The organism is Parendozoicomonas haliclonae, assembly GCF_900174585.1.
GTDB classification, from domain to species: Bacteria; Pseudomonadota; Gammaproteobacteria; order Pseudomonadales; family Endozoicomonadaceae; genus Sansalvadorimonas; species Sansalvadorimonas haliclonae.
Genome location: NZ_FWPT01000002.1, coordinates 567851 through 583638, shown reverse-complemented (window position 1 = coordinate 583638; position 15788 = coordinate 567851). Strand labels below are relative to the sequence as shown.

16 protein-coding genes are annotated in these 15788 nt (G+C 50.4%); 7 read left to right on the top strand and 9 right to left on the bottom strand.

Annotated features, from left to right (window positions below; all coding sequences use genetic code 11):
- The first annotated feature begins 5 nt into the window (after positions 1-5).
- From gspH to gspM, 6 genes are read left to right on the top strand one after another with little or no spacing between them, the layout of a single operon-like run.
- The gene (gene gspH, locus EHSB41UT_RS05830) at positions 6-560 is read left to right on the top strand and encodes a type II secretion system minor pseudopilin GspH (RefSeq protein ID WP_242667250.1); all 555 of its coding nucleotides are present in this window, start codon (positions 6-8) and stop codon (positions 558-560) included.
- Positions 557-943 (top strand): type II secretion system minor pseudopilin GspI, encoded by a 387-nt coding sequence (gene gspI / locus EHSB41UT_RS05825; RefSeq protein ID WP_087107719.1) that lies wholly within the window; start codon positions 557-559, stop codon positions 941-943. The genes gspH and gspI overlap by 4 nt, the downstream gene beginning before the upstream one ends.
- A gap of 5 nt (positions 944-948) precedes the next feature.
- Complete coding sequence (gene gspJ / locus EHSB41UT_RS05820) at positions 949-1569, top strand: type II secretion system minor pseudopilin GspJ (protein WP_087107717.1); 621 nt, start codon at positions 949-951, stop codon at positions 1567-1569.
- Complete coding sequence (gene gspK / locus EHSB41UT_RS05815; RefSeq protein ID WP_087107715.1) at positions 1566-2537, top strand: type II secretion system minor pseudopilin GspK; 972 nt, start codon at positions 1566-1568, stop codon at positions 2535-2537. The genes gspJ and gspK overlap by 4 nt, the downstream gene beginning before the upstream one ends.
- A 40-nt stretch (positions 2538-2577) precedes the next feature.
- Positions 2578-3750 carry a type II secretion system protein GspL gene (gspL, locus tag EHSB41UT_RS05810; RefSeq protein WP_087107713.1) on the top strand — a complete coding sequence of 391 codons (1173 nt, stop codon included), beginning with the start codon at positions 2578-2580 and terminating at the stop codon, positions 3748-3750.
- Positions 3747-4280, top strand: coding sequence for a type II secretion system protein GspM (gene gspM / locus EHSB41UT_RS05805; RefSeq protein ID WP_087107711.1), 534 nt, complete (start codon positions 3747-3749; stop codon positions 4278-4280). The genes gspL and gspM overlap by 4 nt, the downstream gene beginning before the upstream one ends.
- On the opposite strand, the gene EHSB41UT_RS05800 is transcribed toward gspM, so the two are convergent.
- The 9 genes from EHSB41UT_RS05800 to EHSB41UT_RS05760 form a co-directional block, all read right to left on the bottom strand.
- Complete coding sequence (locus tag EHSB41UT_RS05800) at positions 4281-6056, bottom strand: N-6 DNA methylase (protein ID WP_087107709.1); 1776 nt, start codon at positions 6054-6056, stop codon at positions 4281-4283.
- 422 nt (positions 6057-6478) lie between these two features.
- Positions 6479-7219, bottom strand: a complete 741-nt coding sequence (gene fliP, locus EHSB41UT_RS05795) for a flagellar type III secretion system pore protein FliP (RefSeq protein ID WP_087107707.1) — start codon at positions 7217-7219, stop codon at positions 6479-6481.
- Entirely contained in the window at positions 7219-7542 is a 324-nt protein-coding gene (locus EHSB41UT_RS05790) for a FliO/MopB family protein (RefSeq protein ID WP_087107705.1), read from the bottom strand. Before EHSB41UT_RS05790 ends, fliP begins: the two co-directional genes overlap by 1 nt.
- On the bottom strand, positions 7542-7934 hold the full coding sequence (gene fliN / locus EHSB41UT_RS05785; RefSeq protein WP_087107703.1) for a flagellar motor switch protein FliN: 393 nt from the start codon (positions 7932-7934) through the stop codon (positions 7542-7544). Before fliN ends, EHSB41UT_RS05790 begins: the two co-directional genes overlap by 1 nt.
- 14 nt (positions 7935-7948) lie before the next feature.
- Positions 7949-9001, bottom strand: a complete 1053-nt coding sequence (locus EHSB41UT_RS05780) for a flagellar motor switch protein FliM (protein ID WP_133060410.1) — start codon at positions 8999-9001, stop codon at positions 7949-7951.
- A 182-nt stretch (positions 9002-9183) separates the two neighbouring features.
- Positions 9184-11286, bottom strand: a complete 2103-nt coding sequence (flhA, locus tag EHSB41UT_RS05775; protein ID WP_087107699.1) for a flagellar biosynthesis protein FlhA — start codon at positions 11284-11286, stop codon at positions 9184-9186.
- 155 nt (positions 11287-11441) lie between these two features.
- Positions 11442-12578 (bottom strand): flagellar biosynthesis protein FlhB, encoded by a 1137-nt coding sequence (flhB, locus tag EHSB41UT_RS05770; protein ID WP_087107697.1) that lies wholly within the window; start codon positions 12576-12578, stop codon positions 11442-11444.
- Positions 12579-13358: a flagellar biosynthetic protein FliR gene (fliR, locus tag EHSB41UT_RS05765; RefSeq protein ID WP_087107695.1), complete on the bottom strand. Its 780-nt coding sequence runs from the start codon at positions 13356-13358 to the stop codon at positions 12579-12581.
- 33 nt (positions 13359-13391) lie between these two features.
- The gene (locus tag EHSB41UT_RS05760) at positions 13392-13661 is read right to left on the bottom strand and encodes a flagellar biosynthetic protein FliQ (protein ID WP_087107693.1); all 270 of its coding nucleotides are present in this window, start codon (positions 13659-13661) and stop codon (positions 13392-13394) included.
- 440 nt (positions 13662-14101) lie between these two features.
- Here EHSB41UT_RS05760 and EHSB41UT_RS24920 point away from each other — a divergent pair, with 440 nt between their 5' ends.
- A complete protein-coding gene (locus EHSB41UT_RS24920) occupies positions 14102-15661 on the top strand; it encodes a flagellin N-terminal helical domain-containing protein (RefSeq protein WP_087107692.1) in 1560 nt (519 codons plus the stop codon).
- Positions 15662-15788 lie beyond the last annotated feature (127 nt).

Here is a 15788-nt window from a genome sequence, read left to right as displayed (position 1 = left end):
TGTCTGTGCACTTCTTCCGTCGTGTTCCACAACAAGGTTTTACCCTGTTGGAGATCCTGCTGGTTCTGCTGCTAATCGGGCTGGCTGGATCTTATGTTGTAGGCAGTGTGCTGCCAAAGGACAGCCGTCGCCAGACAGAAACTCAGGCAGAGCAGTTTGCTGCTGTGGCGGCCTTGGCGCGCAGTGAAGCTCTGGTGAGTGGGCGGGATTATGGTATTCGGCTGACGCAGTACGGTTATAGCTTTGTCTTTTACCGCAGTGGTGAATGGCAGGATGTGGATAAGATCCGAACCCTACAATCACGGGATATGCCCGATGGACTGCAGTTGTCTTTCAAACCGGGAGAAAGTGTCTGGCAGGAGAGTCTGGCCCAGGAAGAGAAGAGCGAAGACCGCGAAACGGACATTGAAAATAAACCGGATATTTACCTCTGGTCTTCTGGTGAAATTTCGCCCGGCCAGGTTTCTATTCAGGCTTCGGGCCATACCCTGTTGGTTGTACTGACAGAGATGGGCAATATCCGCGTTCAGGACCCGCGTGTGGCGGAGATGGAATCATGAATCGCGCCACTGCCAAAGGTTTTACTCTGCTGGAAGTGCTGTTAGCGCTGGCTGTGCTGGCCTTGGTCGGCATTCCGGTGATGCAGACGGTGCGGGAAAATATGGCCAATACCCATACCCTGCAACAGACAACACTGGCCCGCTGGGTGGCGGATAACGAGATGGAGCAGATTCATCTTGAAGGGCGCTGGCCAGGGCGTGAGTGGAGCAAACACTCCCGGATGCAGGGTGACAGTGAATGGCAGGTGCGCAGACGTAGCGTTGAAACCGGTAACGATGACTTTCGTATGATTGAGGTCGAGGTGCGTGCGTTAGCTGCCTCCAATAACAATTCACAGGCACCGGTTTTGGCAAGCCTGCAAAGTTATATGTATCGGCGGTGATACCGATGAATCGCAGGTCTCGTGTTCATGGATTTACGCTGTTGGAAATGCTGGTAGCCATCGCCATCTTTGCCATGGTGGGGCTCGGGGCTTATCAGCTGATGGCGGGTGTCAGGGATGCCCGTGCTGTTACGGTTGATATTCAGAAGCGGATGCAAAATGTGAATCTTGCCATGCTGGTTATTGAGCAGGACTTTCGACATATCGTTGATCGTGGCCTACGCATGGATGGTCGTTTAACTCAGCAGAGTTTGTTCTCCGAGGACGGGATGAATGGTTCGGATGATGAAGGCATCAGCTTTACCCGGGGCCATTGGCGCAATCCCGAACAACGGCTGCCCCGCTCGGAAAATCAGAAGGTGGCGTACAGGGTGCAAGGCGATCGGCTGGAACGGCTTTTCCACTACACACTGGATCCGGTTGAGAACACCGAACCAGAAGTGCAGTTGTTGCTGGAAGGTGTGAACGGTTTGGAGTTTCGGTTTTATCGCAATGGACGCTGGCAAGATTCTCAAGATAGTGAAGATATTTTACCGGACGGTGTCATGGTAAGGATGAAGCTATCTGGTATTGGCCAGATTGAACGTGTGTTTTCCATCGCCTCTGCCTGGGAAGCCGCATTATGAGTACAGGCCTCTCAGCGCAACGCGGAGTCGCGCTGCTCACGGTACTGCTGGTTGTGGCCATGATGGCACTGTTGGTAGCGGAGCTGACCTTTGGTTTTCGTCACCAGATCAGAACCGTCAGCAGTGGCCAGAATATGGATCAGGCGCGGTGGTATGCACGATCAGCGGAAGAGCTGGCGATTCAGGTTCTGGAACAGACTTTTGAAGACGATGACAAGGTGATACATGCTGGGCAGGCTTGGGCGCGTAGCGGCATGATCTTTCCGGTTGAGCAGGGACAGATTGCTGGAGAAATTACCGATGCCCGCAGCTGCTTCAACATCAATGCACTGGCTGTTGACGATATGACTAAGGAGCAGGCGACCTACCCGCTGGAGGTGTTTATCAGCCTGATGGAAGTGCTGGAGGTTGATACCTTCCGTGCTCAGCGTATTGCCCGGGCTTCACGGGATTGGGTGTATAGCGGGCAAAAGGATGTTCAGTACGGCGACAGTACCTATCTGGCTCGCCCCATGCCTTATCTGGCCGGTCGTGCACCGATGCGCGATATCAGCGAGTGGCGGGCGGTCGATGGTGTGAATGCCGAGATAGCCCGCACCATAATGCCGTATCTCTGTGCGCTGCCGGAAGATGATCTGCTGCTGAATGTGAATACTCTTACCAAAGAAAAGCCGGCGTTATTGGCTGCTGCGTTTATTGGGCAGCTGTCTCTGGAGCAGGCCGAAGATATTCTTGCTCGCCGGCCTTCAGACGGTTGGGAAACTGTCAGTGAATTTTTGCTGGAAGCACGCCCCTCAGAAGAAATTAATGGGGCTGTTTCCCTGATCCTGACGACAGAGAGTAAATACTTTCAGGTGAAAGCCAGAGTGCGTTATCTCGATGCTGAGGCGGGACTGGTGAGTCTGCTGCAGCGCAAAGATAAAGAGAGCCTGCAGGTGATTTCAAGAAAATATGGGGCAGCATTCTAGATGATGTCTGAAATAAAAATAATGAAGACAGGTGCAGTCTATGGCTAATAGTCTGGTTCTGAGGCTGCCTTCCTCGGCAGATGAGCCGGTTTACTGGTGCACGGCCAAAGAGCAGGGGCGGGGAACGCTTGAAAACCTGCCGGAATTGGCTCAACGCTTTTCCGGCCTGAACTGCATCGTTTTGATTCCCGGTGAATCGGTCGCCTTGCACCAGTTGGAACAAACAGGTCGCATTTCATCCGCGGTATTGAAATCACTGCGTTGGCGTATTGAAGACGATATGGCGGAGGATGTGGAGCAGCTGCATTTGGCGGTTCTGAATCACCAGAATGGAATTGTTTCTCTGGCCTGTATTGCCGAGCACAAAATGCAGCTCTGGAGGCAGTGGCTGACTGATGCCGGTCTGGAAGCAAAACAGTGGTTACCTGACGTTCTGGCACTGCCTTGGGTGGATGATGAAGAGCCCGCTATTCAGGTTGCCGAGCTGGATAATAAATGTCTGGTGCGCAGCGGACGTTATGAAGCCGGTGTCTGTGAACAGGACTGGGTTTCCCTGTATCTGCAAAGCATCAATCCGCAGGACCGTCCGGTCGCTCATAACAAGCTCGACTCACTGCGACCGCTTTATCAACAGGCCTGTGAGTCTCCGGTGAATGTGTTGCAGGGGCAATGGCAGCCGCAATCCCGGTCACTGAAACAAATAAGAGTCTGGCGGACAGCAGCTGTTTTGGCATTTGTAACCCTTGGCACTTTTATCACCCAGGGGCTATTGCATAACGTCAACCTTGAAGAGCAAAACCGACAGCTACACGAACAGGCACGCTCTATCTATCAGCAACTCTTTCCTGGGGAGCGCATTGTTCGTCTTGAATCCCAGATGCAGCAAAAGCTGGATAGCTTGAACTCTGGTCAGGCTTCAGAACAGCTCTCCATGCCTTCTATTCTGGATACACTGGCACCGGCTTTTGCTAAAGCTTCCGGTATCACTGTGATCAGCATGGACTATCAACAGAGCCGTAAAGAATTGCGAATTACTGCAGAAGCCCGAAACTTTGAGGCTTTTAATCTTTTCCGTGACGCTGTTCCAGTCGCGTTGAAAGTATCGATTGATAGTGTTGAGCAGCAGCCAGCTGATAAAGCATCAGGCCGGTCTGGTTCTGCAAAAGGAGTGGTGGTGATTCAGGGGGTGAATAAGGGAACTGTGGCATCATGAGCAGCAATGTAGCAAGCCGCCTTCAGGAATGGCGCAGCCGTGGGCTTCAGTATTGGAATACCCTATCTGAGCGGGAAAAGCATCTATGCGTTCTGTTGGGGCCGGTGATCACCATCTGGATTATTTGGATGGGAATTATCCAGCCGATCAAAGCCCAACGGGCGCAGCTTGAGGAGCAGGTTGGTAACAGTCAGCAAATGTTGGCTCGGGTTGAGACCATGGCGACCCAAATCAGTGAACTGAAGGCTTCGGGACAAGTTTCAGGAAATAGCGTACCGAAAGGCTCCCATCAGCCATTGAATCGTGTCGTTAACCAGTCTGCCGGTCAGCATAAGCTGGTGATCAAAAGTCTGCGCAGCAGTGGCAATGGTGTGCAGGTAACTCTGGCAGATGCACCTTTCACGCGGGTTATGGTCTGGTTGGACAGTCTGGAGAAGGAGTATCAAGTCACTGCCGATCGGGTGCAGCTGGAAAAAGCCCAACAGTCCGGGGTTGTTTCGATTAAGCGGTTAGAACTGACACGTTTATAATTAGTCGCTTATCCATAGTGCATTGTGCTGTTGGTCGATCTTCTCTCTGAGCAACGCAATCTCGGCATGGATTTTTTTAATCTCCTGCCAGGATTGTAATGCCAGACTCTGTTCTTCACTGGTCATCATCGGGATCGGCATTTGTTGAATATCCCGGGTCTGCAGGAAGGCGACACTGGTTCCTGAACGAATGGAATTAAGATAGTGCTGACCGGCTTCTGACGTCAGATACTGAAATAGAATGCGGGAGTCTTTTATTGGCGAGTCGGGTCGGAGTCGAATAATCTGAAAGGCCTGACCGGCCACCCAGTTATCGCCACAGATAGACGGCACCAGCCCTACCTTCCCGGTGTTTCCTTTAATAGTCAGTACGATATCTCCGGCTTTGAGCTTCTGGCTCAGTGCACGAGGAAGAGATTGGGAACTTACCGCGAGAGCCTTATCAGGATGCATAACCTCTCCCGATAAAGTGATATCAGCAGGTGCTGCTTCCAAAAAATGTCTGGCGGGTGAGCCAGAGCTTTGCGGTAGAGCCTGAGCCCGAATCAATTCTGCGACTTCAAACAGCGGTAAGGTTTGTCGCCCGCCTGACGCTTTTTGATTATTTGTTTGTCTATAGCGGCTGATATCAAGGTTGGTATCGTTTTCGATAATCTCGGCGACCGACACGGTTATTTTATTGGGGCTGTCTTTGCTGGCTTTTTCTGCACTGTTATTACATAAAGCCTCCACTATAGCGTCGGCATTGCGTAAGACCTGCAGGCCATTTTTACCTGATTGATGAAAGTAAGCCTTGCTGGCATCAAACAATATAACCTTGTCGTTTTTCTCCTGCCGGTCCAGAACCAACAGACTGGCGGTATTGCGATAGCCGGGGATACAGCATGATGGCAGTTTAATAATCGCTCGCACAAAACCATTCTCCAGCAGCCAGTACTTAAAGGCTTTCTCCTTACCCTTGGTGCGCTGCAGCATGGCTGATGAAACGACAACGGCAGAGCGCTTAAGTGTCTGGCTCATAAGATGGCGGATATGAATAACATCACCATACAACGGTTGTTCTGGAAAGCGTCCATAAAGATCATTGAGATCGTTAACGCGGTAGCGTTGTTTGGTTGGTGTGCAGCAGGCACTGTAATCAAAACGTTGGAGCGCACCGGGTTCGACATAGGCGGGTTGTTTCAATGGATCGGTAAAGGATTGCGTGTAGGTGTTGTCTCCCAGTAGCAAGCTGATACTCGCTAATAGGTTGCTGTCGCAGAACTCCAGAGTAGTCTGTCTTGCTCCTGCCGCTGCAAGCAACGTGACACTTTGGGAAAAAGGGCAGTAAAGGGAGCTTCCTTTTGGTCTCTCAAGCAGGGAGAGCATTAACCTGGCAACCTCATCCGGGAGTACCCAGGGACGCTGATCGTCCTGACAATGGTTCAACTGCTCGGCCAGAGCTTTGGGAATCTCGGAATAGTTGAGCAGGCCTCGCTGATCCGCCTCTATCAGGCTTTCGATAAGTTGAGTGCCAAGAGGCTCTGGCAACTTGCTGATCCGATCATCCTGAAAGACCTTCTCAATAATCGGTGACTGGCTGCTTTCCGAAGAGCTTTCGATCAAGGTTTGAAAGGCAGTCTTCAGGTTTACGCAGCTGAGACTCTCAGACTGTTGCTCAGATTTTTTGAGTTTAAGCCAGCAGCTTATCTGACCTGCCAGAAGAACGGCTGAAATGTACCAGCCTTGTGAGCTGTCCAGATCCTGGATTATTCGCGCAATAACATCTCTGCTCATTTCTTGTTCTCTGCTTTTGAAGCCGGGCGACAGCGCAGTTAATTCTCTGTCCGGTTTTGCCGAAAATTATGTTGTATAAAATAAATATAAGAAGCTTCCTCTGAAAATTACAGGTAAGAAAATTTAGTTTTCAGGAAATTAAATAATCAGGCGCTGATTATTTAACTCACATCTTTATTTCCGATTATGGTTGGTTCTTCATGGTAATTCTTGTTGTCGGGCTGATGATTGACGCATGACTTTGCTTTGTTTGGAGGTATTCATAAGGCGTACGTGTGCGTTTGAAAAGGATCAGGGGGAATGAGGTTGGGGAATTCAGTGCGGTATGACTATGCAGGGAATGGGGGAATAAGGTAAGACTTGGGCTGTAAAGAAGGCTCGCTATTCAATAAAACATCGACAATAAATAAAGCTGAGAGAGGCTAAAAGAAACTACTGGCTAATGTACCCATGGTCAGGGCCCAGCCATCCACTAGAACAAACAACATCAGCTTAAAGGGCAGGGAAATCATCTGTGGGGAGAGCATAATCATACCCATCGCCATAAGAACACTGGCCACCACCAGATCAATCACCAGAAAGGGCAGATAGATAATAAAACCGATCTGAAAAGCGGTTTTCAGCTCGCTGGTGATAAAAGACGGGATCAGGATAGAAAAGGACAAATCCTCTGGGGTAGCCGGGGGCTGCATATTGGCAATTGCCAGAAACTGCTCGATATCCGTGGTGCGGGTATTGGCGAGCATAAACTCTTTTATTGGTTTGGAGGCGATCTTTAGCGTGTCCATCAGGCTGAGCTGCTCGTTCAGGTAAGGCGTGATGGCTGCCGCATAAATATTTTCAAAAACCGGAGTCATAATCAGCAGGGTTAAGGCCAGGGCTATTCCTATCAGCACCCTGGTTGGTGGTGTTTGCTGTAGTCCAAGAGCTTGCCGGAGTATGGCAAGAACAATAATGATGCGGGTAAAGCTGGTCAGCATAAGAAGAGCTGCGGGCAGGAAGCTCAGTGCTGTCATTAACAACAGTACTTGCAGGGTTACGCTGTACTGCTCGCTGTTGCCATCCTGAGTTATGGTCAGAACATCCATCCCCTGCGGTGCAGCATGGATCGCTTGCGATCCAATAAGTAGGGCGAGAGTAAAAACGTAACCCAGTGTACGCATTACTGATCGTTCCGGCTGAGCAGGTTCTGCATGTAGCGAGAGAAATCAGGTGTGCCAGACTCACTTTGTGGCACACGTTCAGGCAGGGTATGCAGGCAGTTGGTCTGCTGACCGGAAACACTGATTAACATTTGCTGGCCGCCAACTTCAATCAGGCAAAGCTTCACCTGATTGGAAACCGGAACACTGGCCATCACTTTAATAGGGCCACTCCCTAAAGGTTTGGCCAGATTTAAACGCTTTCCAAGAACACCAAGAACAAGAATCAAACCGACAATGCCAATCAGCGGCAGGCCAATTTGTAAAAAGTAATCCATTGCCATCAAGAGAGTTTCCTTAGTCTTTCTGATTCACTGATTACATCAATCATGCGGATGCCATAACGATCATTCACAACCACCACATCGGCATAGGCAATCAGCGTTCCATTTACTTTTACTTCCAGTGGTTCGGAGGCTTCTTTTTCTAATTCAACAATCGCCCCTTTATTCAAACGCAACAAATCACCAAGATTGATGCGAGTACTTCCTAACTCCAGAGATAGCGTGACTGGAATATCGAGCAGCAAACCAAGGTCCGGTGCGCCACTCTCTTTTACCGAGCTGGTACCGCCTTCATGGGCTTTCGCCAGCTCTTCTACCCCCACATCTTTTATCTGCTCATTCCCCTCAGGGGCAGGCTGGTCGCTGGGGGACGGATTGTTCTCCTCACTCATGCCATTCTCCTCGCTCAATTCTGCTCTCCATCAAAATGAAGAGGGGATTTGGATTTATAAGACCGTTCATGACTGCCGGGTTTCAGGCGGCGGACAATCTTCAGTGCCAGACTGTCATCAATCGTGCAGACCGTAGCTTTAAGGCAGGGCAGGCCAGACACCTTCACGGTGACCTGACCGGGAATATTGGTTTGAATAATGTCTCCGGATTTCAGCCCGAGAATATCTTTCAGCATCAGATCCACCTGACACATGGTGGCGCTGATCTCGACCGGCGCCATCAGCACATTGCCACGCAGATTGTTTTCCCAGTGCGGATCCTGATCGGTATGGCGGTAGGCCTGAATTCGCTCACGAATCGGTTCAAGGGATTTGTAGGGAAGAACGATTTCCAGCGTTCCTTCTGTGTCAGCCATGGAAATCTTGAAGCGGCTGACCAGCAACAGCTCGGTATCATTGGTAAACAGAGTTGAGATGGGTGTGGACTGATCCGTCTGCAACTCTACATCAAAGGGCAGAATGCTTTCCCAGGTTTCCTGCAGGTTCTCCATGGCTGCATTGAGAAACTTGTTCAGCATCCGTTTCTCTGTGGTGGACATCTCTCTGGCGGCATCGATCTCGGTCTTGCCGGAACCTCCAAAGAACAGGTCAATCAGTGCGCCAATCAGCTGATTGCTGACGGTGACAAAACCCACGGACTTAAGCGAATTCACTTTAAAAATATGAAGGCTGTTATCCGGTGATTCGGTATCAAATTTTACGAACTTAACGGAGTCCACTCCGGTGAATTCGACTTCCGGATTATTACGAAACTGGTTGTAGAGACTGAACTTGAGAAGCTGGGCGAAACGTTTGTACAACACCGAGAGGGTGGGAACCAGATCATGGATTTTGTAATCCGGATTGGTCAGGTCAAAACGCTGCAGGCCATCGAACTGTTCGCCCACATGAATACGTTCATTCTTGCGGCTTTTGTTCAGCAGGGCTTCGAGACGTTCACTGGTCACAGAAACATTTCTGTCGGCCAGCTTGCCTTCAACGCTGTTATTACTGGATTCGTTTTCCATAACCTTTCCATTGCGTCTCTGCGCTTGTGTTTTGGTGATCGCATCTTTGCGATCTTTGGCAGAGCTTTGAAAAATTATTCCTGGCGCATCGAAAGCCAACGAAATTCAGCGCATCTTATTGACTATAAAACCTGCTGGCGTTCCTGCCAGTGAGTTTCCCGTTTTTATTTATCCGACTTTTGTTATCCCACCTTGCCGATAATCTGCACATCCCGGTTTTCCGGAATCTCATTAAACGACAGAACCTGTAAGCCATCTGTGCACAGGCGGGCGTAGCGAGCCAGTAGTGGCCGCAGAAGCGGCGCAACGATGATGATGGGTTGCTTGCCATCGTTCTGCATCTGTCGAGTAACTTCTGGCAGGTTGGCCTGTAGCTGGTTGGAAATATTTGGCTCTAGAGCAACGGCATCCGGTGAGGTCTTGCCATTCTGTATAGCCTGCTGCTGCGCCTTGAGTAACAGCTCTTCCAGTCTTTCATCCAGTGTGACCACCGGCATCTCTTTCTGGGAGCCAATCAGGTTCTGAACAATACTGCGACGCAGGGCTTCACGAATTCTGCCGGAAAGCAGCAGCGGGTCTTTAATATTTTCATCGGTGGCCAGCAGGGTGTTGGCAATGGTGCGAATATCGGAGATAGAGACGCGTTCGTTGAGTAGTTCGCGCAGCACTTGCTGCAGCAGGCTCACAGACAGACGTTTGGGAACAAGTTCTTCAGCCATCTTGGGAGATTGTTTGCCCAGATTTTCCAGCAGCTGTTGGACTTCATCGTGCCCCAGCAATTCACTGGCACTGTCTTCAATCACTTTGCTGATATGGGTGGCAATCACGGTTTCAGCATCCACCACGGTATAACCCAGACTGCTGGCCTGTTCCTGCAGTTCGCCATCTATCCAGATAGCGTCCAGTCCATACGCCGGATCTTTGGATGGCAGACCTTCCAGATCGCCATAGACCTGACCCGGATTGATAGCGAGCATCTTGTCTGGTTCAACTTGGCCTTCCGCCACACTCACGCCCTGCAGACTGATGCTGTAACCATTGGCGGAAAGAGAAAGGTTATCCCGGATACGGACGCTGGGAATCAGGAAACCTAAACGGGCAGACAGGTTTTTACGGATGCCTTTGATCTGTCCCAGCATCTGCCCACCCTGTTTTTTATCCACCATCGCAATCAGGCGAAAGCCGACTTCTAAGCCCAGCGGATCAATAGATGGCACATCTTCCCAGGTCAGTGGGGATTCTGTGGTTGGTGCAGCTGCGGCAGCCGGCTCAACAGGTTCCTGTTTATTGGCTGCAATATTGCGTTTATGAATCCACCAGGCAGCTCCAGCCATGGCACTGCCCAGGGAGAGAAAAGCAAAGTGCGGCATGCCGGGCACGATACCCATTATCAAAATAACGCCCGCTGTCACAGAGAGCGCGCGGGGTGAGGCAAACAGTTGGCTGGTAATCTGCTCGCCCATTTCTGCGGTTTCAGAAACCCGGGTCACCATAATGGCAGCGGCAGTTGAGAGCAGTAACGAAGGTATCTGTGCAACCAGACCATCACCAATTGTCAGCAGCGAGAACACATTAAAGGCATCACCAAAAGCCATCTGGTACTTCATGGTGCCGATCATCAACCCGCCAATAATATTGATGGCGAGAATCAACAATCCGGCCACCGCATCACCCCGTACAAACTTGCTGGCACCATCCATGGCTCCGTAGAAGTCAGCTTCGCTGGTAACCTGCTTACGGCGAGACAGTGCTTCTTCCTGATTGATCAGGCCGGCATTCAGGTCGGCATCAATGGCCATTTGTTTACCGGGCAAGGCATCCAATGTGAAACGTGCAGATACTTCTGAAATTCTGCCGGCACCCTTGGTGACCACAACAAAATTAATAATCACCAGAATGGCGAACACGACAATACCCACTACATAGCTGTTGCCTATTACTACTTCACCAAAAGCCTGAATCACTTTCCCGGCTGCATCACTGCCGTTATAGCCCTGCAGAAGTACGACACGAGTTGAGGCGACATTCAGAGCCAGACGCAGCAGGGTCGCGACAAGAAGCAGAGTAGGAAATACGGCAAAGTCTAATGGGCGGCGAGCGTAAATACTCACTAACAAAACAAGAAGTGAGAGCGCGATATTAAAGGTAAAGAACATATCCAACAGTAGAGCAGGCATGGGAAGGGTGACCATGGCCATCAGGATCAGCACCATAATCGGAATGCCGATCTGAAGCTTGCCAATGCTCGCCAGTGGTGATGCTTTTGCTGCTGCCTGTTCTGCCATTCCCTGGTTCTCTTTTTTGGTTTCAGCCTTGAAGTGAGTGTTGCTCTCTCCGCTCCATCGGTGCTATCCCTGCACCGGGTCGCTCTCAGGTCATCCTGACCTTTGAGAGAGCAACTCTCACTTCTGGCTCTCTGGCATTTTTATTCGTGGCATGTTTAATGCCTTAGATGTTTGGGTATCTCGAACTCATCCGGCAAAGGTGTGGGTTGTGGCCCCATGCCCTGTTTGTATTGTCGTAATCGATAAACGTAGGCCAGTACCTGAGCGATCGCCATGTAGAGGTCTGCTGCCACTTCCTGATTCAGTTTGGTTGAATAATAAATGGCTCGGGTTAATGCCGGAGAACGTACGACAGGGCGCTGATGTTCATCAGCAATCTGGATAATCTTCACGGCAATTTCATCAGCACCCTTGGCAATCACAAACGGTGCCCTGGCTCTATTGGTGTCGTACTTTAGGGCGACTGCGTAATGGCTGGGGTTCCGGATAACGACATCAGCCTTGGGAACTTCCTGCATCATTCTGCGATTGGCCTGCTCGCGTTGCATATCCTTGATACGGCTTTTCAGTTCCGGGCTGCCTTCGGTTTCCTTGTTCTCGTCTTTCAATTCTTGCTTGGTCATGCGCAGCTTTTTAATGTGTTGCCACTTCTGGAACGGAATATCGATAGCGGCAATCAAGGCCAGCCCCAGTGCATAAGAGAGTATTCCGGTACCGGCCAGCATCAGGCTGTGCATCAGCGCGGGTTTGGTTCCCTGTTTGCTGAGAGATAAAAGCTCCGGCCACTGGTAAGTGATTACAAATACCAGCGCACCAACAATCAGGCTGACTTTGAGGATGGACTTCACCAGTTCAACCAGCGAACGCACCGAGAACATGCGCTTCAGCCCCTGCAAGGGACTTAGTCGGTTGAACTTGGGTGCGAACTGTTTGCTGGAAAAGACCCAGCCACCCATGATCAGGCTGCCAACCAATACCGAGAAAAGAATTACCGCGAAGACAGGCAGAAAGGCTCCGATACCCATAAGCACGCTTTCACCCAGATGAGCCGGAAGGTGGCTGGCATCTCTGAGTGCTTCGACTCGAAGATTCAGATTCATGGTGAATAGTGAATTGAACCGGCCGGCAATAAACGGGCTGAAGGCGAGAACGGCACAAACGCCGCCAAGGAACAGGCAAGTGGTGACTAACTCACGGGAGCGGGCAACTTCGCCGTCTTTTCTGGATTTATCAAGACGGCGTTGACTGGGCTCCTCGGTACGTTCCTGAGCGCTGCTCTGTTCTTCTGCCATCTAGCGAGCACTCCCTATCATGCCGGAGAGCAGAGCCAGAGCCTGTTCGGTAATGCTGGTGAACAGGCCGGGCATACCGGATATGGAAACAGCCAGCACAATCAGCCCCGCCATCATGCTCATGGGAAAGCCAAGGGAGAACACATTCAGTTGTGGTGCTGCCCGGTTCATAACTCCAAAGGCAATATTCACCAGCAGCATGGTAGTAATGGCAGGCAGCGCGATTAACAGCGCTGCTCCCAAAGCCCAGCCGACCTGTAGCGTAAGCGTATTCAGATCCAGTGTGTCAGCGGTCACCATCCCTACAGGTATTGCAGTAAAGCTGCTCACCAGAATATTAATCACCACCAGATGGCCATCAATCGCCAGAAACATCAGAGTGGCCATAACCTGATAAATCTGGGCAATGATGGGAATACTGACACCATTTACCGGGTCGTACATCATCGCCATACCGAGGCCCATCTGCAGGGAAACCATCTGTCCGGCCATGGCGAAAATCGCGAAATAGATATGCAGCAGCAGGCCGCCCATGCCGCCTATCAGTATCTGCTGCAGGGTGATCCGAAGGCTCTCGGTGGATAGTGGCTCAACAGCAGGCATGGCGGGGAGAAGAGGAACAATGATCAAGGTGATCACCAACGCCAGCACCAGACGAATCTGAGCCGGAACCATGGCCGAGCCGATAATCGGCATTGTCAGCAGCAAACCGGCCACCCGGAACAGGGGCCAAAGCAGCTGCCCCATCCAGCCGGTCAGCTGGGCAGTCGACAGGTCCATAGGCAGGTGTGACTTCTTCCTTATATAAGGTGATCAATAGATCAGCTTGGGTATGACCTCATACATTCGCTGGAACAGGTCCATAAACTCCCGGATCAGCCAGTGCCCGGTCACTCCAATAGTGACAAGAGTGGCCAGAAGACGAGGGAGAAAGCTCAGGGTCTGTTCATTAATCTGGGTTGCCGCCTGAAAGATACTGACCACCAGACCCAGCAGCATGCCCGGGCCGATAATGACCGAAACCATAATCACAATCATGGTCAGGGTATCCCTTAACAGATCAACAACGGTTTCCGGAGTCATGGTTGTATTGGTCGCGGGCAGGGGCTTCAGGGTTAAAGCGGCATAACTGGATACTCGGAAAAAGATTGATACGTCCCTGTATCAAGCAAAAGGGTCATCCTGACCCAAGACCAAGCACCCAGTTATACAGCCTTTATTTACGTTGGGTTTATCAGGTTATTTCAAAACGAAACAATTAATTCGTTTTTTAATTCCCTTTAATTATCAATCTAGAAGCGGTGTCAGAATCTGCAACATATTGAATATGAATTTTTAAAGGCGATTTGTTTCGGTCAAAAAAACACTGTAAATGTCAGGAATTGTTAGGAAAAAACTTCGTTTATCTCTTAAGGGGCCAATCCACTTCTCCGAACAGTTAGAGGACGGGCCTGCTTCTCGGGCAAACCCTGAATGGAAGCTCGTAGAGTAAGTCCCTAATCCATGGATGGAGAAAGAATCGAATGTCCTCATTTTCCGTTAACACGAATATCTTCTCGCTGAATGCTCAGCGGAACCTGTCTACTTCCGGTATGGGCCTGCAGAATGCCATGCAGCGTCTGTCTTCCGGCTTCCGGATCAACAGCGCCAAAGATGATGCGGCCGGCCTGCAGATTGCTAACAAGCTGACTTCCCAGATTCGTGGTCTTGGCGTGGCTATCCGTAACGCTAATGATGGTATCTCCCTGGCCCAGACGGCTGAAGGTGCCCTGCAGGAATCCACCAATATTCTGCAACGTATGCGTGAGCTGTCCCTGCAGTCTGCCAATGGTTCCAACAGTGCCGAACAGCGTGCAGCTCTGAATGCTGAGGTAACTCAGCTGAAAACAGAATTAACCCGTATCGCTGAAACCACCAGTTTTGGTGGTCAGAAGCTGCTGACTGGTGATTACTCAGAAAGCTTCCAGATTGGTGCTAACACCACTGCCAATGATCGTATTGATGTTTCCATTGGTTCTGCGAAAGCTGCTGATCTGACTGGTGAGGTCACTGCTGCAAGCACCACGGCTTATGCTTTTGATGATATCGAATTAGCTGGTGTCACCATCGCTGATCAGACACTGACTTTTGATGTAGATGGAACCGATACTGATGTAACCATTAGTAGTGCTTCCAGCGCCAAGGATGTCAGTGATGCCATTGGAACTAATGTTACTGGTCTGACTGCTGCAGCTAGTACCGAGGGGACCTTGACACTCTCTGATCTGGACAATGTGGATAACACTGGTGAAGATGTAACGATTTCGATCGCAGGTGTTGAAGTAACTGAAGCATATGCAACGTCTGCAGCTGCCACAACAACCGCTTTGGTGACAAAAATTAATGGCGCTACAGCACAAGCGGCATTTGGTGTTGCTGGTGTTACAGTTAGCGCAACTGAAAGTTCAGGAGATATCGTCATTACTTTCAGTAATACAGATGGTGCGAATATTGATTTAAAAGTTGCGTCTGACTCAACTGCGGGTGGTACAGGAACTGATGCAATTACTGCAGCCTATGATGTACAAAATGGCGGAACATCTGTTGCTACTGGTAGTGTGACGATCGGTACTGATCCTGCAGACCTTTCTGGTGCAACGGCATACACCGCCAAAGGTAACGTTGCTCTCACAGTAACTGGAACCGTTCTGTCCTATGAAAGTACTGATAACCTGGCATCAGGTACAGTGACTGCCACAGCCACAACAACCCCAGGAACTACATCCGAGCAAGCCGTCAGCACAGTTGATATCTCAACTCTGACAGGCGCCCAGAATGCTGTCTCGATTATTGATGGTGCTTTGCAGGCTATCGATAACCAGCGTGCAGACCTCGGTGCTATCCAGAACCGTCTGACCTCCACTATCTCCAACCTTTCCAATATCAGCGAAAACGTATCCGCTTCCAGAAGCCGGATTATGGATGCTGATTTTGCGGCGGAGACTGCCAACCTGGCCAAGTATCAGGTTCTGCAGCAGGCAGGTACTGCGATTCTGGCTCAGGCGAACCAGTCCAGCCAGAACGTGCTGTCTCTTCTGAGATAAGTCTCTGAAGTAAAAAGATCAGCTTTGGTCAGCCTTTAATGACCAGCAAGCTGAGCAGGAATAGACGAGGGAGGTAATTCCTCGTCTATTCTTTTTTTGGGGAAGCCGTTTTACCTCGTTTTATTTC